Origin of the sequence: Streptococcus suis YS56 (genome assembly GCF_000440115.1) — a bacterium.
Classification (GTDB): Bacteria; Bacillota; Bacilli; order Lactobacillales; family Streptococcaceae; genus Streptococcus; species Streptococcus suis_L.
Genome location: NZ_ALMY01000001.1, coordinates 1 through 15,857 on the forward strand (window position 1 = coordinate 1; position 15,857 = coordinate 15,857).

At 40.3% G+C, this 15,857-nt stretch carries 35 protein-coding genes and 1 pseudogene; 31 read left to right on the forward strand and 5 right to left on the reverse strand.

Going from position 1 to position 15,857, the window contains the following annotated elements:
• Window positions 1–87: 87 nt before the first annotated feature.
• The 3 genes from SST62_RS0100010 to SST62_RS0100020 all read right to left on the reverse strand — a co-directional run bounded on the left by SST62_RS0100010 (window position 88) and on the right by SST62_RS0100020 (window position 3,226).
• Window positions 88–1,149: a tyrosine-type recombinase/integrase gene (locus SST62_RS0100010; protein WP_029942375.1), complete on the reverse strand. Its 1,062-nt coding sequence runs from the start codon at window positions 1,147–1,149 to the stop codon at window positions 88–90.
• Window positions 1,150–1,628: 479 nt separating this feature from the next.
• Complete coding sequence (gene dinD, locus SST62_RS0100015; RefSeq protein WP_029185794.1) at window positions 1,629–2,474, reverse strand: DNA damage-inducible protein D; 846 nt, start codon at window positions 2,472–2,474, stop codon at window positions 1,629–1,631.
• A gap of 8 nt (window positions 2,475–2,482) precedes the next feature.
• Window positions 2,483–3,226: a helix-turn-helix domain-containing protein gene (locus SST62_RS0100020; RefSeq protein ID WP_029185795.1), complete on the reverse strand. Its 744-nt coding sequence runs from the start codon at window positions 3,224–3,226 to the stop codon at window positions 2,483–2,485.
• A 361-nt stretch (window positions 3,227–3,587) separates the two neighbouring features.
• Here SST62_RS0100020 and SST62_RS1000000112730 point away from each other — a divergent pair, with 361 nt between their 5' ends.
• Both SST62_RS1000000112730 and SST62_RS0100035 read left to right on the forward strand, forming a co-directional pair.
• The gene (locus SST62_RS1000000112730; RefSeq protein ID WP_194283575.1) at window positions 3,588–3,752 is read left to right on the forward strand and encodes a hypothetical protein; all 165 of its coding nucleotides are present in this window, start codon (window positions 3,588–3,590) and stop codon (window positions 3,750–3,752) included.
• A gap of 16 nt (window positions 3,753–3,768) precedes the next feature.
• Window positions 3,769–3,975 carry a helix-turn-helix transcriptional regulator gene (locus SST62_RS0100035; RefSeq protein WP_014636684.1) on the forward strand — a complete coding sequence of 69 codons (207 nt, stop codon included), beginning with the start codon at window positions 3,769–3,771 and terminating at the stop codon, window positions 3,973–3,975.
• Between the two features lie 62 nt (window positions 3,976–4,037).
• On the opposite strand, the gene SST62_RS0100040 is transcribed toward SST62_RS0100035, so the two are convergent.
• Complete coding sequence (locus SST62_RS0100040) at window positions 4,038–4,706, reverse strand: hypothetical protein (RefSeq protein WP_029185796.1); 669 nt, start codon at window positions 4,704–4,706, stop codon at window positions 4,038–4,040.
• Window positions 4,707–4,948: 242 nt separating this feature from the next.
• Between SST62_RS0100040 and SST62_RS0100045 the strand changes: the two genes are divergently transcribed.
• The 4 genes from SST62_RS0100045 to SST62_RS0100065 all read left to right on the forward strand — a co-directional run bounded on the left by SST62_RS0100045 (window position 4,949) and on the right by SST62_RS0100065 (window position 6,589).
• Window positions 4,949–5,278 (forward strand): hypothetical protein, encoded by a 330-nt coding sequence (locus SST62_RS0100045; protein WP_029185797.1) that lies wholly within the window; start codon window positions 4,949–4,951, stop codon window positions 5,276–5,278.
• 289 nt (window positions 5,279–5,567) lie between these two features.
• Complete coding sequence (locus SST62_RS0100050) at window positions 5,568–5,804, forward strand: hypothetical protein (protein WP_029185798.1); 237 nt, start codon at window positions 5,568–5,570, stop codon at window positions 5,802–5,804.
• 45 nt (window positions 5,805–5,849) lie between these two features.
• Window positions 5,850–5,981, forward strand: coding sequence for a hypothetical protein (locus SST62_RS1000000112960; protein ID WP_266577655.1), 132 nt, complete (start codon window positions 5,850–5,852; stop codon window positions 5,979–5,981).
• 371 nt (window positions 5,982–6,352) lie between these two features.
• Window positions 6,353–6,589: a hypothetical protein gene (locus SST62_RS0100065; protein WP_029185800.1), complete on the forward strand. Its 237-nt coding sequence runs from the start codon at window positions 6,353–6,355 to the stop codon at window positions 6,587–6,589.
• On the opposite strand, the gene SST62_RS0100070 is transcribed toward SST62_RS0100065, so the two are convergent.
• The gene (locus tag SST62_RS0100070) at window positions 6,582–7,304 is read right to left on the reverse strand and encodes a hypothetical protein (RefSeq protein ID WP_029185801.1); all 723 of its coding nucleotides are present in this window, start codon (window positions 7,302–7,304) and stop codon (window positions 6,582–6,584) included. The genes SST62_RS0100065 and SST62_RS0100070 overlap by 8 nt on opposite strands.
• A 53-nt stretch (window positions 7,305–7,357) precedes the next feature.
• Between SST62_RS0100070 and SST62_RS0100075 the strand changes: the two genes are divergently transcribed.
• The 25 genes and pseudogenes from SST62_RS0100075 (at window position 7,358) to SST62_RS0100190 (ending at window position 15,723) form a co-directional block, all read left to right on the forward strand.
• A complete protein-coding gene (locus SST62_RS0100075) occupies window positions 7,358–8,065 on the forward strand; it encodes an ORF6C domain-containing protein (RefSeq protein WP_029185802.1) in 708 nt (235 codons plus the stop codon).
• Between the two features lie 109 nt (window positions 8,066–8,174).
• A complete protein-coding gene (locus SST62_RS0100080; RefSeq protein ID WP_228376823.1) occupies window positions 8,175–8,402 on the forward strand; it encodes a helix-turn-helix domain-containing protein in 228 nt (75 codons plus the stop codon).
• A 9-nt stretch (window positions 8,403–8,411) separates the two neighbouring features.
• On the forward strand, window positions 8,412–8,600 hold the full coding sequence (locus SST62_RS0100085; RefSeq protein WP_029185804.1) for a hypothetical protein: 189 nt from the start codon (window positions 8,412–8,414) through the stop codon (window positions 8,598–8,600).
• A 1-nt stretch (window position 8,601) separates the two neighbouring features.
• Window positions 8,602–8,856: a hypothetical protein gene (locus tag SST62_RS0100090; protein WP_029185805.1), complete on the forward strand. Its 255-nt coding sequence runs from the start codon at window positions 8,602–8,604 to the stop codon at window positions 8,854–8,856.
• A gap of 14 nt (window positions 8,857–8,870) precedes the next feature.
• Window positions 8,871–9,008, forward strand: a complete 138-nt coding sequence (locus SST62_RS1000000112500; RefSeq protein ID WP_194283576.1) for a hypothetical protein — start codon at window positions 8,871–8,873, stop codon at window positions 9,006–9,008.
• Entirely contained in the window at window positions 9,005–10,048 is a 1,044-nt protein-coding gene (locus SST62_RS1000000111810; protein ID WP_029185806.1) for a DnaD domain protein, read from the forward strand. The genes SST62_RS1000000112500 and SST62_RS1000000111810 overlap by 4 nt, the downstream gene beginning before the upstream one ends.
• Window positions 10,035–10,226, forward strand: a complete 192-nt coding sequence (locus tag SST62_RS0100105; RefSeq protein WP_029185807.1) for a hypothetical protein — start codon at window positions 10,035–10,037, stop codon at window positions 10,224–10,226. Before SST62_RS1000000111810 ends, SST62_RS0100105 begins: the two co-directional genes overlap by 14 nt.
• The gene (locus SST62_RS1000000112505; protein WP_153309584.1) at window positions 10,226–10,393 is read left to right on the forward strand and encodes a hypothetical protein; all 168 of its coding nucleotides are present in this window, start codon (window positions 10,226–10,228) and stop codon (window positions 10,391–10,393) included. The genes SST62_RS0100105 and SST62_RS1000000112505 overlap by 1 nt, the downstream gene beginning before the upstream one ends.
• Window positions 10,394–10,423: 30 nt before the next feature.
• Window positions 10,424–10,726, forward strand: coding sequence for a DUF1372 family protein (locus SST62_RS0100115; RefSeq protein ID WP_029185808.1), 303 nt, complete (start codon window positions 10,424–10,426; stop codon window positions 10,724–10,726).
• Window positions 10,726–11,034 carry a hypothetical protein gene (locus SST62_RS0100120; protein WP_029185809.1) on the forward strand — a complete coding sequence of 103 codons (309 nt, stop codon included), beginning with the start codon at window positions 10,726–10,728 and terminating at the stop codon, window positions 11,032–11,034. The genes SST62_RS0100115 and SST62_RS0100120 overlap by 1 nt, the downstream gene beginning before the upstream one ends.
• An 8-nt stretch (window positions 11,035–11,042) precedes the next feature.
• On the forward strand, window positions 11,043–11,285 hold the full coding sequence (locus SST62_RS0100125; RefSeq protein ID WP_029185810.1) for a hypothetical protein: 243 nt from the start codon (window positions 11,043–11,045) through the stop codon (window positions 11,283–11,285).
• Complete coding sequence (locus tag SST62_RS0100130; protein ID WP_029185811.1) at window positions 11,282–11,956, forward strand: DNA methyltransferase; 675 nt, start codon at window positions 11,282–11,284, stop codon at window positions 11,954–11,956. Before SST62_RS0100125 ends, SST62_RS0100130 begins: the two co-directional genes overlap by 4 nt.
• Window positions 11,957–11,966: 10 nt before the next feature.
• Window positions 11,967–12,458, forward strand: a complete 492-nt coding sequence (locus SST62_RS0100135; protein WP_029185812.1) for a DUF1642 domain-containing protein — start codon at window positions 11,967–11,969, stop codon at window positions 12,456–12,458.
• Window positions 12,458–12,748, forward strand: coding sequence for a hypothetical protein (locus SST62_RS0100140; protein ID WP_029185813.1), 291 nt, complete (start codon window positions 12,458–12,460; stop codon window positions 12,746–12,748). Before SST62_RS0100135 ends, SST62_RS0100140 begins: the two co-directional genes overlap by 1 nt.
• Entirely contained in the window at window positions 12,745–12,975 is a 231-nt protein-coding gene (locus SST62_RS0100145; protein ID WP_029185814.1) for a hypothetical protein, read from the forward strand. The genes SST62_RS0100140 and SST62_RS0100145 overlap by 4 nt, the downstream gene beginning before the upstream one ends.
• Window positions 12,959–13,348: a YopX family protein gene (locus SST62_RS0100150; RefSeq protein WP_029185815.1), complete on the forward strand. Its 390-nt coding sequence runs from the start codon at window positions 12,959–12,961 to the stop codon at window positions 13,346–13,348. Before SST62_RS0100145 ends, SST62_RS0100150 begins: the two co-directional genes overlap by 17 nt.
• A complete protein-coding gene (locus SST62_RS0100155) occupies window positions 13,320–13,874 on the forward strand; it encodes an HNH endonuclease (RefSeq protein WP_029185816.1) in 555 nt (184 codons plus the stop codon). Before SST62_RS0100150 ends, SST62_RS0100155 begins: the two co-directional genes overlap by 29 nt.
• Window positions 13,864–14,037: a hypothetical protein gene (locus SST62_RS1000000112510; RefSeq protein WP_153309585.1), complete on the forward strand. Its 174-nt coding sequence runs from the start codon at window positions 13,864–13,866 to the stop codon at window positions 14,035–14,037. The genes SST62_RS0100155 and SST62_RS1000000112510 overlap by 11 nt, the downstream gene beginning before the upstream one ends.
• Entirely contained in the window at window positions 14,030–14,254 is a 225-nt protein-coding gene (locus tag SST62_RS0100165) for a hypothetical protein (protein ID WP_029185817.1), read from the forward strand. The genes SST62_RS1000000112510 and SST62_RS0100165 overlap by 8 nt, the downstream gene beginning before the upstream one ends.
• 18 nt (window positions 14,255–14,272) lie before the next feature.
• A complete protein-coding gene (locus SST62_RS0100170) occupies window positions 14,273–14,674 on the forward strand; it encodes a hypothetical protein (protein ID WP_029185818.1) in 402 nt (133 codons plus the stop codon).
• On the forward strand, window positions 14,671–14,874 hold the full coding sequence (locus SST62_RS0100175; RefSeq protein ID WP_029185819.1) for a hypothetical protein: 204 nt from the start codon (window positions 14,671–14,673) through the stop codon (window positions 14,872–14,874). Before SST62_RS0100170 ends, SST62_RS0100175 begins: the two co-directional genes overlap by 4 nt.
• On the forward strand, window positions 14,875–15,018 hold the full coding sequence (locus tag SST62_RS1000000112515; RefSeq protein ID WP_153309586.1) for a helix-turn-helix transcriptional regulator: 144 nt from the start codon (window positions 14,875–14,877) through the stop codon (window positions 15,016–15,018). It begins immediately after the preceding gene.
• Window positions 14,975–15,190, forward strand: a pseudogene (locus SST62_RS0100180) (single-stranded DNA-binding protein); the annotation flags it as partial. The gene SST62_RS1000000112515 and the pseudogene SST62_RS0100180, both read left to right, overlap by 44 nt.
• A 9-nt stretch (window positions 15,191–15,199) precedes the next feature.
• Window positions 15,200–15,469: a hypothetical protein gene (locus SST62_RS0100185; RefSeq protein WP_029185821.1), complete on the forward strand. Its 270-nt coding sequence runs from the start codon at window positions 15,200–15,202 to the stop codon at window positions 15,467–15,469.
• Entirely contained in the window at window positions 15,466–15,723 is a 258-nt protein-coding gene (locus SST62_RS0100190) for a hypothetical protein (protein WP_029185822.1), read from the forward strand. Before SST62_RS0100185 ends, SST62_RS0100190 begins: the two co-directional genes overlap by 4 nt.
• Window positions 15,724–15,857 lie beyond the last annotated feature (134 nt).

Here is a 15,857-nt window from a genome sequence, read left to right on the forward strand (position 1 = left end):
ATTCCCTCAGGGTGGATTAGAACCACCTTAAAAAGCCCGTTAAATCGGGCTTTTTTCATTCCTTGTCCAAAATTTGTCCAAAAAGTTTTAGAATAGTTGTCTGATTTTCTCAAAGTCATCTTCTTTCTGGTCTTGGAATAGGTGGGTGTAGGTCTTGAGTGTTTCTAGTACATCTTTATGGCCAATCAGTTTGGAGATGGTTAGAATGTCAATCCCTTTATGTTTGAGATAGCTCACATAAGTATGTCGAAGACTGTGCGGTGTTGCTAACTGGTTGCTGGCTCTCTTCCTGATAACCTTTTTAATAGCTGTGTCAGATGCTCTGATGAAAAGCCGTTTTTCTGGGTTGTCTATGTAGCCTGTTTGAAGATATTCTTGGTATGCTTCCCAGACATCACTATCAAATGGCACTCTACGCATTGATTGTTTGTTCTTAGTCCCTTTCCAGCCTTTATTCTTACCGCTGATCTTGTAGGTCTTATTGATGTCTAACTCTAGTATGTCATACATATCATCCGTAGTCAGTCCTTGAGCCTCTGCTGGTCTAAGTCCAGTCTTGGATACCAGATAGATGAAGAAGTGGGATTGGTGCTTGATATTCTTTCTGGAGTGGGCGATTAGTTCAAGGTATTCTTCCAATTCAATAAACTTGTCTGCCTCGTCCTTGGAATCAACATTGGAATGTACTTTGGCAAGAGTAGTAAAGTCCTTTTTCAAGGTTCCTTCATAGACTGCAACCTTGAGAGCTCCTCTGACGTGCTGGTTGAAGAGTTTAATAGTTGAGTGGACAAATCTATCTGCCATTAAATTCAGCACATTCTGGTAGCTTGTAGGGGTGATTTTGTGCATCTTGACATCAGGGAAGTATTCCAGTATTTTCTTATGGGTAAACTCGTATTTTTCGAATGTGACTGGGTCTATGTGGGGTTTCTTATGTACAGTAGCCCAATGCTCAAAATAATCTGCGAGAGTTACGGTCTTATCGACAATAACATTATTTTCTAAGTCGATTTGAGCCTGGGAAGCTGCAATGACCGCTTCAGCCTTGGTCTTGAATCCACCTTGTGACTTGGAGCCAAAAGTGCCGTCTGGTTTCTTGTAAGACATACGATATTCCCAGCCGTTGCTACGTTTTCTATAAGATGCCATTGATTTACCCTTTCAAATTTGATAAAATGGGTATAGTAAAGAGACCTACTGCAAAGCAGGTTTCTGACTATCCACCGCCTTACGCTCGGATCGTCCAAAGTTGAGCGTAGGGCTTTTTTTGTTTGTTGTAAAATAAAAGCGGCAACTACGAATAGTTACCGCTCAGATGTGGCAGCTTGTGCCAACTCCGTTTTTGCACTAGGTGAAACCTAGGTTAGTAACTATATTGTATCCAATAAACTAGTTTTTGTCATTAAGTAGTCTGTAGAGATTGATGGTTTGTCTAAGTTTCTCAATATAAAAGCACGAAAGAGCCTCAAATAAATTGAGACTCTTTCGGTAGGATGCATCGGGCATCCGGGCCACTTCGTATGGTTCTATTATAGAGTCTCTTTTATATTTTGTCAAGTAAATTATGTTATTTCTCCCTATACACCTCCACAACCTCGCCGATGGTGCACATGTTTTCGGCGGGGGGATTAAGGTAATTTACCTGACTCTTTGATGAGCTTTTTGTTTTGTTGTTTTACTTTGCGTTCTAATTTCTTTAAGTCTTCTGCTGGTGGTAGTTCTTCTGGTTTGATGCCACGTTGTGCGAGCATGTTTCTGATGGTTGTATTGTTTAAAACGTGTTCATCTGTAATGGATTTTTCGCCGTGGAGGTCATTTTCTTCAACATTGTAGTTGGTCATCTCAGTGGCTAGATTTTTCGCAGCGATGGTCAGAGTTGGCAAGAAGTCGGCTAACGGACGGTTGTTTTTGACTCCAAGGCGTTCTTTCATTTCTTGAGTGCTGTGTCCTCCGAATAGTGCCATATCCCCTTTTGAGCGAATTCGTCCGAAACCTCTGTCATCAACACCTCTTTCATAGATGTTTTGAGACAGACGTTTTTCAGATTCTTTGAGTTTTCCTCGTGCTTCGGTGCGTTCGATATAATGAAGTCGTTCCTCAATCAATTCTTGCTTTCTGGTTTGGACCGCGAAATAGGATTGGGCAAAGGCGATTTCTTCTTTGTTGGTGTCACCGTTAATAGCGATGAGGTAACAAGCGTAGCGGGTGAGCATATAGTCTTTTACTGGACGTTCAGAACCACTACCTAGCGGAACCATTTTCGTGACCTCACGAAAATGGTCTGACACCTTGGTGTCACTGGTTTCTATGGAGTTCATGGCTCTGTGAATTGCTTTGTGAAAATTCTCCCAGCGTTCGTAACCGAGTAATGGCATGAGGTCACGGGCGTACCAGTAGTCGATGGCTTCATCTTCGGTTTGATTAACAATACTGTCGAATTTTTCTTTAGTTTTATAAATTTTTGATTGTTCCATGTTTCTTCCTACCCCTCCCTATACACATCCACGACTTCGCCGATGGTTCGCATGCCTTCTGTGATTTGGATATTGTCATAGTCTTTATTGAGCGACTCTAAGTGGTCGCTTTTTAGTTTTTTGACATAGTTCTCTCCGTCGATTTGGAAGATGCCGATTTTGTTTAGGTCGATGGTAGGGGTGAATTTGATGAAGAGGAAGTCGCCGTTTTTGATTTTGGGTTCCATGGAGTGTCCGACGGCTATGGCGATGGTGTCGAAGTCTTTCTGGTCTGGGATGTCGTCTTCGTAGAAGCTGACCATGGTGTCGTAGTCGTCTTCCTGCCAGTAGCCTGTGCCTGCGGATACTTTGCCTGGTACGGGTAGGTTGATGCGTTTTCTGGTGTCGTAGAGATCAATGACATTGTCCGAGATGGTCCTGCCTCTTTCCTGCTCGTCTAGCAGTTCACTGGAGTAGCGTAGCACGTTTTTCTGGTTGGGTTCGGTTAATTGCACCACCTTGTCCGAAATCTGCTCTATGAGGCTGTTAGGGGCTGTGGTGGGGGTGGTAGGTGGAAAGAAATCGTCAATGCTTACTTTAAAAATATCCGTTAATTCAAACAAAGTATCTTGACCTGGTTTTCTGTCACCTTTTTCATACCTACTTATTGTTTGCTTTGTTGTTTCTAATCGTTGAGCAAGGTCGGTCTGTGTCATACCTGCCAATTTTCTAAAGTCTTTAATTTTTTGACCGATATATACATTCAATTCCATAATATTTTTCCTTTACTCTTTTGTTATTAAATGTAGTATAACAAAAAAATCACCAAAAAGGAAACAATTTTGTGTTTTTCGTAAAAAAAGTGTTGACAAGTCACCGAAGCGGTGATATAATTAAGTCAAGGTTAAGGAATTAGCCTAATAACACAGGAGGTACAGCCGATGGCAAGACACGAAAAAAAGCCTAAACGCAGAGAAATCGAATTCGACATTCAGTTCTTTTGGTTTAGACTTCGAGTAAAATACTTAATCGAGTGGTAACTTGATTAAGTAGGGGGGCAGAAAGCCTCCCTCCCTCGTGAGAGGGATAGGTATAGTGTACCACATGGGCTGTACTTCCAGCAAGGAGTATCTTATGAGTTGGAAAAAAATTCTCTTTGGTAGTTATGAAAAGACCTTTGTCAGTCAGGATGGCAGGGCAAAGACGACTATCTCTATCAAGGGTGGATTGTTGGTTAATCTGTTGGCACTGGTCGGGCTGGTTGGCTTGATTTGGTGGCTGATTGGTCTATTTACATAGAAAGGAGTGATGGTTATTGCAAACATTGTTGTATGGTTTGCGTAAAGAAAGAAATTTAACGCAAGAAGAAATGGCTGACAAAATTGGTATTTCTGAAAATGCGTATCGTCAGAAAGAAAAAGGGCAACGACCTTTTACACAAGACGAAATGTTTTTCTTGGGTAAGTTTTTTAACAAACCTATTCAAGAAATTTTTTTACCAAGAAAGTCACCAAAACGGTAACAAACTAACCAGCTCTGCTGTTTATGGAAAGGGGGGATGACATAGAATGACTTGGATAGGAATTACTTGCATACTTTTGATTTTACTGACTTACATAGAGATGCTAACTTTCGCAATATCGTTAATGATATTCGATGAAGGTGCTCCAGTAGTGTTATTTGTACTAAATGTAATTGCACTTTTTCTTCTGCCTGTATGGTGGCCAGTCGTTGTGCAGCTATATTGATGCACTTGTTGAAGGAAGAATAAATAGGACTGACAATTATTGTTTTGTTAGAAAGTCGTGAAAATCCTACGATTGTTTTGTTTAACTCTTTAAAATAATCAGGATGCATAAATGTCTTCTTTTCTCTAGGGTCTTCAATACCTAATGCTTTTTTGACATTTATCCGAAATACATCGAACTCAGAGCGTTCTGATTCAGATAAAAATATTAAGCATTTTAGTGAAGCAGATTCGAACTCTTGAATTTCTTTATCTGATAATTTTTGAGAAGAATCCAATTTGGCAATGATAGTACCGCTTTTTTCGATGTAATCTTGGAATATATAGTATTCTCTGTTATAGCGTTTACTGTAACTTTCTTTATATATGTCTAACATTTTAGATTTCAATTCTGTACGTCTCTGGACAAAGGCTACAATCATTGGTGAAATCAAGGAGACACCTAAGATGACAATAGTAACAAAAGCGATTAAATCAGAAGTTTCCCATTTTGAAAAGTCTGGCATATTTACTCTCCAATCATATTTTTACATTTAGTATACCAAAAAATTAGGTAACAAACTTACCAGCTCTGCTATTTACAGCACATTATCAGTTCTTGATTGTCACCTAGTACGGTTTCCGACACGAACCTTTTCCGGCTTTCCGACCTTCGGGTTCTTTCTATCGTGTCGGCAGGTTTTGTTCATTGCCCTGGTCATGACCGTGCTAGCTGTCAGTCAGGAACTGAAAAGAAAGGAAAAAAATTATGGAAGAACTTATTGATTTTACAGAATTTCACATTTATGATGACGGCAAAGAAATTCATCTACTTGCTCCAAATAAGGAAGTATTTGATAAAACTCCTGCCTGTGGACACGGTATCAGTTTTGAAATTTTTGACGAGAATGGTCTGCTGGACTACGACAAGACTGTTGAAAAGATTGAACATTATAATAAGATGCTCAACAAGATAAAGAATGACCCTCGTGGACAGGCTGGCATTGTTGCTGATATTTTCGGTGTTGGCATGGAAGAAGCGGAAGAAATCCGACGCAATCTTATTGAAGCAGGCAAAAAGAGACACGGTTTGTCTTAATAAACATAGAAGCTCTGCCATTTCCCCAATGGTCAGTCTTTGGTCAAACTTTATACAATACTTGTATAAAAAGTTCTTGACTTCTTCAAGAACTTTAACTAACAGGTAAGGGGGTGATGACCATGACGTCTATCCATGTGTCTTTGTCGGATGAGATGAAGAGGCGGTTGGGGGTGGAGTGCCAGCGGTTAGGGCTGTCAATGGCGGCTTATGTGCGGTTGGTGCTGGCGGAGAAGTTGCGAGAGGAGTAGGGCGGTGAGGCTCTGCTGTTTACGGAAAGGGGAATGACATGATTATCAAGAGGGAATTGCCGGAAAGTGCAAAACAAACAGAGGATAAGATTTTTGAAGAGATTATTCGGGATGGCTTGGAACAAATAGTCGATAAGCTCCTTGAAGAATGCTCCACTTATGAGGAAGCACATGATCGTTTATGGCATGCTAGGCTGTCTTCTCAGTTCGATGTCCGTAAATCACTTATAAATTTAGTAAAAGAACGGGCTATAAAGCAGCCGATACAAAAATAAACGGTTTTTCAGAGGTTCAACCAACCGAACTAGAAAGGAGGGACTATGGAAGACCTAGCAACCATCGGAATTGTCCTACTTGTCGTTTTCGCGTTTAACGCTCCGCTTTTTTACTATCTTCTTGATGATTTTAGGGAATGTGACGAAGAGCGGGAAAGCGATGAATGTGGAGATTAAACTGAATTGCTCTTCTGTCAGAACTCTTAGTAATCCAAGCCCTAACAATACAGTGAAAAGTATATAGACTATATCTAAATGAATATCGTCGTCATTTTTGAAAATGTATTTCAGGAAGTCAACGATGAAAAAGGCGGATATTCCAGATAAGAAAATTGATGTTAACAAGACAAGAAGCATTTTCTTTCCATCAATACTTTTAAGGATATTAATAGCTGGGTTTTCAATTTGGGGTACAGAAAAATATAAGAATGATAAGAGAACAATCATTCCGATGCTCATAATATTTTCGACCGTGAATAGGTATTTAATTAATTTTTTCATAAAGACATTATATCAAATTTTTCAACCGAACTAGGAAGGAGGAAGACATGAACGAACTAGAAAGAACAGCCCTCAATGAAATACTGAGGACTGTGACTTATATAGCCGAGAGGGTGGATAGACTTGGAGAACAATTATATCCACATCTTACAGAAACAGATAAAAAAGAGGTGCTGGCATTGATTAACGATGCACTTTCGAAAGGAAGAGGTATCTCTGACAGTAATCTTGACGGTCTCAAGAGTAAGTCAAAGATTCATCAGGGGATAGAAGGTGTTAGATAAACAAAATTTCTAATTTCTTTAATTCTAGATGATATTCGGGAGAAACTAGGCTATAAGCTTTGTCGAAAAAGGTATTTAATTCAGTTTCTGTATAAAGTTCTGACAGTTTCCGACACTCTGCTAGAAAATCTGGTCTTTTTTGAAATACTGGCAGCATCATTGCAGCGATGTAAGTGTTTATCTTACGATTTCCTGTGGGATTATCTTTTAAGTAGTCCAAAGGTAATTGTTTTAGATTTACAGGTTCGCTTTCTTGTAATTGTGAATTACTGTAGGAAAGCGTAAAGTCAGCAAAGCTTTGAACAAGAGGGTTATCAGAATTAGACCACTCTTTCGCAAATCCATGTAGAAATAGGTGGGAAGATACCTCACATAAGACTTCTTCAAACCAAAACATTGGTGTATTAGAAGGTGATTTGTAGTAAGCGTGTAATAGTTCATGACCCAGCTGGTAAATGACTTGAGAATGCTCATTAATTTCTTGCAAGTGCAAGAAAATCAAGTTGTCATCTGGAAAGGATACAGGGCAGTCAATAAATGGAGCGAAGATAATTGTTAAGTTTTCATCTTTAAAATTTGGGAAAATGTCTTGAGCAGTATTTGCTAGATAATCAAATATAGCTGAGTGCAGAGCGGAGCTAAACGGCTCTGGTAATTCGTTGATTGATTGAAAAAACATTTTCCAATTTGTTTCAGGCACAATATACTTTTTCACGCTAGTTCTCCAATCGTTTTTATTTTTATTATACCAAATTAGAAAGGAATTTTATGAACGAAATTTTTGTTTTTCACGGACAGGAGGTCCGTACTATAACCATTAATAACGAACCTTGGTTTGTTGGGAAAGATGTAGCAGATATTTTAGGCTACTCAAAATCACGAAATGCGATTGCACTTCATGTTGATTCAGAGGACGCCCTAAAACAGGGCATCCCTACAAGCGGTGGCATTCAAGAAATGGTTATCATCAATGAATCTGGTCTCTATTCACTAATTTTGTCCAGTAAGTTGCCACAGGCGAAAGAATTCAAACGTTGGGTTACTAGCGAGGTGTTACCACAGATTCGCCAACAGGGTGCTTATGTGCCAGAGAATTTATCTGATGAAGCTTTCATTGCTCTATTTACTGGTCAGAAGAAACTGAAAGAGCAGCAGTTGGCATTGGCTCAAGATGTTGACTATCTCAAAAATGAACAACCGATTCATCCTAGCTTTGCCCAAGCCTTGCTGAAGAAGAGAAAAGCCCGTGTCGTCGCTTGTCTAGGTGGAATTGATAGTCCAGCCTATGCTGATAAAGTCTTTGCACAGTCAGTCTTTCGACAAGCTGAGGTTGATTTTAAAGACCATTTTAACATCAATCGCTATGACATGTTGCCAAAGAAATTTGCTGAAGCGGCATTGTCTTACTGGATGACATGGGAACCAAGCACAAATACCAAAATGAAAATTTCGGAGATGAACGCTTATGAACTGTAAAACGCAAAAAAGCCTGACGGCAATCAGGCTCAAATCTAAAGATACAAAGAAAGTGTAACATATTATGATTGATTTTGAAAGCTTTTTTAAAGAAAAAATGGAAAATATCATGACTATGGCATGGGCTGAAAAGTCGGAGATGTTTGACCCTGACAATACCTATCCGCCAATTATGACCCAAGCTGAGTTTAGAAAATGGTTGAAAATTGGCGATGCGACTGTGAAGTATCTCATTTCAAAAGGTATGCCGACCATTAAGAACGAGAACGGGAGTATTCGCATTCCACGGGATGCCGTTCGTGTCTGGCTTCGGGATAATTGGCAAGCATTAGCATAGGAGTGGGATATGACAGAAGAATTGATGTTGACAACTGAGCAAGGTTTGGTATTCATTGCTATTTTGACCACTATCCTTATCTGGCTAATTAGAAAGCCGATGAAGATTGAAATAGAGGTCAAAGAGCCTGTGATTGAAGAAAAGCAACCAGAACGGAATCTGCGTTACTTGCAGATTCACAGATACTACGGAGGATAGGATGAAATTTTTGGAAATGATGAAGAAGTTTTTGAGTGTGGAGGAAGAGGATTACATTCCTCAAAGTCAACATGAGCTCGAACGTGAATTGGCCAACGCTAGACACACAGCCAAGGAATACAAAAAACTGGCTTTGCTGAAAAATCAGGAATGTGTCGGGCAGGCTAGGCTGATTGATGAGCTACGCAGACGGATTGCCTTCTTGGAGAATGTTAACAAGTGCCAGGCGGAACTATTGGCAGAACGTGAGGTCTAGCTATGGTTTGGGTTGTGGCGAAGAAAACCAAACGTGGTCGCAGGAAGTACCACTACAAGAAATCTTTTAATACTTGGCAAGAAGCCAGAGTTTACCAACAGGATTTGTTTAATAAAGGTATCAACGCTGAAATGTGGGAGGAGAAGGAATGAAAAAGAAGAAAAAAGTGTTTTTTTGGTTAAAACTTGACCAGAACTTCTTCAAAAACTTGGCTATTAAGCAAGCTCTCCGTATGCCAGGCGGAAAGGATATGATTATTGTTTATCAAATGATCATGCTGGAATCACTTGCGACAGATGGCGTCATATACTATGAGGGTACTTTGCCAACGTTGGAAAAGGAACTCGCTGTCCGCCTAGACATCAAAGAGGAGGAAATCCAGATGACACTTGCATATTTTAAAGGTGTCGGTTTGGTACAAGTTGATGATGAAAACAATGCTGAAATGTTGCAAGTGCCAGCTCTGATGGAGCAAGAAACGGATTGGGCAAGGTACAAACGTGAACAAAGAAAAACTTTGAGATTGGACAATGTCCAACAGGTGTCCAACAACTGTCCAACAGAGTTAGAGTTAGAGAAAGAGATAGAGTTAAAAAAAGAGATAGAGTTAAAAAAAGAGATAGATATAGAGAAAGAGATAAAGTCAGAAGTAGATATTGTTAAACCTGCTACTGAATTAAATATCTATGATTATTACCAACATAGAATTGGTTCCTTGGACGGCTATCAGTATGAGAAACTAAAGGACTACTTAGACATTGACAAACTTGAGCCTGCACTTGTCAAGAGAGCTATCGATAGGGCTGCAGACAACGCCAAGCGTAATTTTGGCTATGTCAATGCCATTTTGAAGAACTGGGCCAAGAATGACATCAGGACCATAGCCAAACAGGATGAGGAGCAACGGAACTTTGTCGATAGGAAAAGCAACTCTTTCCAGAATGGAAATACTTCCCAGCCTAGAAAAACCAACATTCCTGACTGGGCCTTGGAAGAAATTGAGCAGGACAATTCAGAAGAAGCCATGCAACGTATGCAGGCTTTGAAGGCAAAAATGCTGGCTGACGAAAAGGGAGAGCCTGTGCCTGACTGGGCTGAAAAAGTCTTAGCAGGTAAACAGACTGCCGAGGGGCAGGCTAAGTTGGCAGCTATTTATGCGGAACTGGAGGCTATGGAAAATGGTGAAACTTAAACATGGCTCGAAGCAGGATAGGCCTTTCATCCGAGAAGTACGAGTCAACTGTACAGGGATTGATATTTTTTACGGAAACGAGCGACAGGCCATGCGGTTTGCTAGTCGTGCAGCTGCTATCCATGTTTCTAGGGCTTTGAAAGATTATGGCAATTTCTACTTGATTGAGGAGGACTAATGGACGGATTTTTGAAATTAGATAAGATGTTGGATTGGCAAGTAGCCAACTATCCGCTTCGGATGTCGGAAAAGGCTCGCTTGATGGCTTTGCCTGGTGATGAGTTTGTGGCAGAGCTGGATCGTATGGCGGTGGAGTATCATCGGACCAGGTATGGAGGTAGTTGATGGTAGTGCCAGAAAAAGAGGAGAAAGCGAATGGAACGATTTGAGAAGGTTCTAATACCCATCCTTGTAGGATTGGTGATTTCCCTTGGATTTAATCTAAGGCAAGCAAAGCAAAAGATTGCTGAGCTAGAATCCCGCGAACCCGTAATCATCTACCAGACAGACAACGCTGGCACTGAGATGATTGGCAAGGTCACAGATAAGGGCATTGTCAATGGTCACTACTATGTCGAAGTTGGTCCCTATGGGAAGTTCTTGGTGACCAGGGAACAGTATGACAGTGTTAGTGTCGGAGATGATATGCCTGAGTATTTGAAAGGACGGGGGAGTTGATGACAAAAGAAACGTGTATTAAATGCGGCAAGGACAGAACGTGGTTTCTCTCACAATATTGTTTTTCTTGCATGAATGAAGAGAACGAGAAAAAACTTACGAATGATATCCTTTCTGGCGAAGTAGAAGAAACCGAATGCGAGGATGACATTGTTTGCCCTTGGTGCGGTACAAGATATGATTCGTTTGATGTGGATGAAAACTATTCGTTTATGGATGAATCTGAACACACAACTGATTGCGGTGAATGTGGACATGATTTTGTATATCAAGCCAATGTATCAATCACATTTTCAACGAGGAGATAGGAGAGCTGATGGCAAAGGTAATCTACAAAAGAGAAATTGGCGTGAACATGCTAGGTGAGTTGGAATACTCAGTCACTCCGACTTGTCCAGTCTGTGGAGAATGGACATACAGCGAAGATACATGTCCATTTTGTCGAATGAATGGCGTGACAACTGAATTAGAATACAACGGAGCTAGGTCGCCTAGATTTTATGACAAAGACGGGAATAAGGCAAAATGCTATTGCGGGACATGTGGAGGAAACAGATGAGTAAATTTGTTCATGCAGACTGTATGGATGTGATGCGTGAGTATCCTGGCAATTATTTTGACCTTGCTATTGTGGACCCTCCGTACTTTAGTGGGCCCGAAGAGCGGAAATTCTACGGACGGAAAATCAGCCCAATTGGCGTCCAACGTTTGTATGGACAGACGAGTGAATGGGATGTACCCGGCAAGGATTATTTCGAGGAACTAATCAGAGTTTCCAAAAATCAGATTATATGGGGTGTAAATTATTACCAATATGATTTTGGTCCCGGTCGCATCGTTTGGGATAAAGTCAATGGACAATCGAGCTTTTCGGATTGTGAGATTGCTTACTGCAGTATGCATGACAGCGTGCGGTTGTTTAGGTATATGTGGAATGGCATGATGCAGGGGAAATCTATCTCTGAGGGTCATGTCCAGCAAGGGAACAAGCGATTGAACGAGAAAAGGATACACCCTACACAGAAACCTGTTAATCTATATCGTTGGTTAATCCAAAAATATGCCACAGAGGGCGACAAAATCCTAGATACCCATGTCGGGTCGGCTAGTAGCTTAATCGCCTTTGAAGAGGCAGGGTTGGAGTACGTCGGTTGCGAGAAAGACGGACAAATTTACCAATCAGCTCTGGCCAGACTTGAAGAATATAAATCACAGATTACATTATTTTAGGAGGAAACAGATGAATAAGCATGAAGCGATTGAGAAGTTAACAGAAATAGCAAACGGAACTGGTTGGATTTCCTATACTAATGCTTGTAATATTATTTCTGAAATAAATATACAACCGCAGAAGGTTGTGGTGCCGAAGTTTGTGGCGGAATGGATTAAAGAAACCAAAGAACGTCATCCCAACCTTCGTTGGGTTTGGACTGTGTATCCTAACGACCTTGAACTTAATAAATGGCTGGATACCAATACAGAAACGTTTATGCTAGCTTGGCTGTTCGGCTATGAGGTCGAGCAAGAGCCTCTGTACACGGTTGAGATACCGAATCCGAATAATACTAGCGCTAATGTATTATGCTTGCGAAAAGATGGCGGTAAGATACACATTTCCAAACAGAATCATAAAACATATAAGCAGTCGCGTTATTGCCATCTCACCGAAGCCGAAATCAAAGAGGATTTTGAGTGGGCGTGGGATGCAGGGTTTGCGAAGGAGGTGGAGTGATGGTCAAAACACTAGAACAGACATCAAAAGATGAGTCAAAGAGGTGTAAAGTGCCAACTAACATCAGACCGTATAGCATCGGATACAGAGTCGTTTCCAAAAATGGTAACATACTCACTTTGGAAAATGGTGCCAGTGTATTCTATTTACCGTCAGAAGCTGAAACGGCAATCCAAAGAGAATTTGGGAAAGATGACCCTAATTTCGATATTGGGAGATGCAGGGTTGAAGAAGTGGCCGTTATCAATTTTGACAAATTAAAGAATTTTTTGCAGGAGATAGAATCATGAGAGGAAAAATTACTGTAGGCTACCATTCTGAGCCCTGTAGGGTAAGGATTAACAAAGAATGGAAACAAGCTGAATTTTTGGGTGTTTTTCAAGACGCAGGCACAGATTTGTTTGATCGACCATATGCAAGACCAGTTGCTGCAGTCAAAATTAACGGCAGGCTAGGCCACGCTGTGCTTAGTGAGGTAAAGTTTGATGCGGAGGCAGAAAATGATACCGAAGTTTAGATTTTGGGATAAAGGTTATAAGATTTGGCTAACCCCAGATAGCGTATGGCTAGATGACGAAGGTTCTTTTAGAGGTGTCGATGGCGTTAATAGGTTTGAGCCTATAGGTCAAGATTTGATTGTCATGCAATCCACAGGGCTGTTGGATGTCAACGGCAAGGAGATTTTTGAGGGGGATGTGGTTAAACTGAGATATACCATTTCATCTGACTACGAGTTTTTCAAAGTAACAAGATTTCGAGGAGGTTCTTGGAGAATCGATAACCGAAGAAGAGGATGTGAGTTGTGGCTTCGCAATGAAGACTGCGAAATCATCGGCAACGTATGGGAAGGAGGCGATTTAATTGACCTTAGTAATCCAGAGGCAGATTAATTTTGTAAACGAGTGTGACTGTATTGTTGATTTATATGACCTAGAGCAAGCTGTGCTGTGGTATCAATCGAAACCAACACTTTCTCAAAAGAAGATATATTTACATGGGAACTACCCAGCAATTTCTATTCATAATGAAAAAGTGCATATTCATAGGTTATTGATGCAATATTGGTTGGGAATCAGGCTTTCTTTTGAATTTAGTGTTCATCATCTTAACGGAAATAAACTCGATGCAAGAAAAGAAAATCTTTCGGTTATATTAAATTCTAGCCATAATAGAAGCCATAACACAGGCAGAGTTTTTACGGATGAACATAAATCAAAGATAGCAGAAGCGAATAGGAAAAGGCTTGGAATGAAGATGAAAAAGCGTGTGAATATCCCATTACCAGAATTGAAAAAGTTTCTTAGTGAGGGGAAATCAGTCAATTGGCTTGCACAGTATTACAATTGCGATTGGTCAACCGTAAAAAACAGAATCTATGAAAATCCTGAATTGATGGAGGCAACCAATGACAAATAGAGAAGTGACTAAAATTCATTTTGAAGGCGATGAGTACGAAGTTCATACGGTTAATATGACCAAAAATGATATTAAAAATTTAAAAAAGGGTGTGACGCTCATGTATATTAGTGAGGAAGCGAGGCAAGTTATAGCTTTGTCAATGGAGGTAACTAATGACTAACGAAAAACTAGGTGTGCTGCTGGTCGATGTGACAGAGCCGAGGTATTGGAAATATACATATGTCCGTGTTCATAATTTGGGCGGTAGGCAACTTTTCTCCACAGGGAAAACAGACATCTCAGGAGTAGTCAAAGAATACGCAACTCTTTACACCCAAGAAGAGGCTAAAAAATACCCACAATGCAGATGGGTAGCGTTGGAGGAATTACAAAAATAAATACAGGAGGAAAATGATATGAACTACAAAGTTAAAGTTGATGGAAACGAAATTGAATATGGAGCATTGGTTGAAAAATCAAGCTTTACAGAAAAAGAGTGGTCAGCAATATATGCAGAGATTGTAAAACAAAATCAACCATCGGTTTACAAAAAAAGAAAAGACGATATTGAATTTATCAATACGTTAGGCGCACTCATATCACTTGAGGAACGGTATGAAGTGTTACTTGACTTATTACCGCAAGAGCAGTTTTCATACGCTGGAGCACATCCAAAATGGGTAGCTGATGCAGTTGAAGAAAATACCCTAGACAAAGAAACTACGATGGGAGATATATCTGATATGCTGGAAAATTGTTCGTTAGAAGAATTGAAGGAGGAACTAACAGATTACTTTAATTTGGAGGAATTGGAATGACCATTAAAGAACTAATCAAAGAATTGCAGATGTACGACGAGGACAAGGAGGTTGTTTTAACGATAGCCAACGTGCATCCAGTTTTGCATGAATTAGTAGATTTGGAAACTGGGTTGGTTCGTCTTTCGTCGGATTGTCAAATCGGCTTTGAATTCAATCTTTTATCAGACAATCGTCTGGAAATTGAGGGGGTGTGGTAGATGACCACAGCAGATAAAATCAAATACATCCTGCAAAAGACAGGATGGACGAGAGACCAATTTGCGACCGAAATGGGTGTGACGAAGCTGTCTGTCTACGAAAGGTCACTTGATTGGTATTACTGGTCGAATCCAGACACGTAGCTACGATAATCAGCAAGGGCAACGTGTCTTCGTGACTGAGGTAGTCGCGGAGAGTTTCCAGGTATTGGAAAAGCGTGACAATACTGCTAATCATTCCAGTATGGATGAGCAGATGCCACCGAATTTTGCTGGTCAGCCGATGGATATTACTGATGATGGCTTGCCGTTTTAGGAGGTATACATGAGTCGGATTGTAAATTTTGGAAACGGCATTACAGCCAGACAGCGTGATGTCATTGATGATTTGAAGGATGCTATTGAGCGATATGAATTTTTGGAAAATGAAAATGAACGTTTGATTAAGGACCGGCAAGAGCAGGAAGAGAAGATTGATTTTCTCAAACAGCAGAACCATCAGCTTTTCGCTGCTATCGGCAGACAGGTATGGGAACAGGTGCTCAGTTCTGCTATGTCCAGAAAAGCAAATAGACGGAAATGGAGGGCGAAATGATTACAATCACTCTAGACGAAGAACTATTGACAGCACTTGTTTTCGCAGCTGCTCAAAGTTCCTGTGCATTTGATAGAAATGCATTGAAGGAGAACCAGTTGTGGCACTTACATTGCTGTGACTATAACGAACCAGTACATGAAGTGGCAAAGCAAATCGACCTTGATGATATTCAAGACGAAAGCTACAGAGCCTACTTTCAAGAAGTAAAGGCGAAAGGTGATAAATTCTATTCGGAGGTAGATAAAAAATAAAAAAGGCCAGCAATTGCTGTCCTTATCTATGCTAATTTTCAACCACATTATACCATAGAAAAGTCTAGTGGTAAAAAGTCAATAGAAAGTTGAGAAAATTCTAGTTGTTTTTTTAGAAAACAGGGTACACTAAA

Coding starts and splice junctions, on each gene's coding strand:
- SST62_RS0100040 (WP_029185796.1), bottom strand. CDS start 4,706: ATGCCAGACTTTTCAAAATGGGAAACTTCTGATTTAATCGCTTTTGTT.
- SST62_RS0100125 (WP_029185810.1), top strand. CDS start 11,043: ATGGCAAAGGTAATCTACAAAAGAGAAATTGGCGTGAACATGCTAGGT.
- SST62_RS0100140 (WP_029185813.1), top strand. CDS start 12,458: ATGGTCAAAACACTAGAACAGACATCAAAAGATGAGTCAAAGAGGTGT.
- SST62_RS0100150 (WP_029185815.1), top strand. CDS start 12,959: ATGATACCGAAGTTTAGATTTTGGGATAAAGGTTATAAGATTTGGCTA.
- SST62_RS1000000112730 (WP_194283575.1), top strand. CDS start 3,588: ATGAGTTGGAAAAAAATTCTCTTTGGTAGTTATGAAAAGACCTTTGTC.
- SST62_RS1000000112515 (WP_153309586.1), top strand. CDS start 14,875: ATGACCACAGCAGATAAAATCAAATACATCCTGCAAAAGACAGGATGG.
- SST62_RS0100105 (WP_029185807.1), top strand. CDS start 10,035: ATGGTGAAACTTAAACATGGCTCGAAGCAGGATAGGCCTTTCATCCGA.
- SST62_RS0100165 (WP_029185817.1), top strand. CDS start 14,030: ATGACTAACGAAAAACTAGGTGTGCTGCTGGTCGATGTGACAGAGCCG.
- SST62_RS0100170 (WP_029185818.1), top strand. CDS start 14,273: ATGAACTACAAAGTTAAAGTTGATGGAAACGAAATTGAATATGGAGCA.
- SST62_RS0100065 (WP_029185800.1), top strand. CDS start 6,353: ATGAACGAACTAGAAAGAACAGCCCTCAATGAAATACTGAGGACTGTG.
- SST62_RS1000000112510 (WP_153309585.1), top strand. CDS start 13,864: ATGACAAATAGAGAAGTGACTAAAATTCATTTTGAAGGCGATGAGTAC.
- SST62_RS0100190 (WP_029185822.1), top strand. CDS start 15,466: ATGATTACAATCACTCTAGACGAAGAACTATTGACAGCACTTGTTTTC.
- SST62_RS0100120 (WP_029185809.1), top strand. CDS start 10,726: ATGACAAAAGAAACGTGTATTAAATGCGGCAAGGACAGAACGTGGTTT.
- SST62_RS0100050 (WP_029185798.1), top strand. CDS start 5,568: ATGATTATCAAGAGGGAATTGCCGGAAAGTGCAAAACAAACAGAGGAT.
- SST62_RS0100010 (WP_029942375.1), bottom strand. CDS start 1,149: ATGGCATCTTATAGAAAACGTAGCAACGGCTGGGAATATCGTATGTCT.
- SST62_RS0100135 (WP_029185812.1), top strand. CDS start 11,967: ATGAATAAGCATGAAGCGATTGAGAAGTTAACAGAAATAGCAAACGGA.
- SST62_RS0100045 (WP_029185797.1), top strand. CDS start 4,949: ATGGAAGAACTTATTGATTTTACAGAATTTCACATTTATGATGACGGC.
- SST62_RS0100175 (WP_029185819.1), top strand. CDS start 14,671: ATGACCATTAAAGAACTAATCAAAGAATTGCAGATGTACGACGAGGAC.
- SST62_RS0100145 (WP_029185814.1), top strand. CDS start 12,745: ATGAGAGGAAAAATTACTGTAGGCTACCATTCTGAGCCCTGTAGGGTA.
- SST62_RS1000000111810 (WP_029185806.1), top strand. CDS start 9,005: ATGAAAAAGAAGAAAAAAGTGTTTTTTTGGTTAAAACTTGACCAGAAC.
- SST62_RS0100115 (WP_029185808.1), top strand. CDS start 10,424: ATGGAACGATTTGAGAAGGTTCTAATACCCATCCTTGTAGGATTGGTG.
- SST62_RS1000000112960 (WP_266577655.1), top strand. CDS start 5,850: ATGGAAGACCTAGCAACCATCGGAATTGTCCTACTTGTCGTTTTCGCG.
- SST62_RS1000000112505 (WP_153309584.1), top strand. CDS start 10,226: ATGGACGGATTTTTGAAATTAGATAAGATGTTGGATTGGCAAGTAGCC.
- SST62_RS0100130 (WP_029185811.1), top strand. CDS start 11,282: ATGAGTAAATTTGTTCATGCAGACTGTATGGATGTGATGCGTGAGTAT.
- SST62_RS0100185 (WP_029185821.1), top strand. CDS start 15,200: ATGAGTCGGATTGTAAATTTTGGAAACGGCATTACAGCCAGACAGCGT.
- SST62_RS0100080 (WP_228376823.1), top strand. CDS start 8,175: ATGACTATGGCATGGGCTGAAAAGTCGGAGATGTTTGACCCTGACAAT.
- dinD (WP_029185794.1), bottom strand. CDS start 2,474: ATGGAACAATCAAAAATTTATAAAACTAAAGAAAAATTCGACAGTATT.
- SST62_RS0100075 (WP_029185802.1), top strand. CDS start 7,358: ATGAACGAAATTTTTGTTTTTCACGGACAGGAGGTCCGTACTATAACC.
- SST62_RS0100020 (WP_029185795.1), bottom strand. CDS start 3,226: ATGGAATTGAATGTATATATCGGTCAAAAAATTAAAGACTTTAGAAAA.
- SST62_RS0100090 (WP_029185805.1), top strand. CDS start 8,602: ATGAAATTTTTGGAAATGATGAAGAAGTTTTTGAGTGTGGAGGAAGAG.
- SST62_RS0100085 (WP_029185804.1), top strand. CDS start 8,412: ATGACAGAAGAATTGATGTTGACAACTGAGCAAGGTTTGGTATTCATT.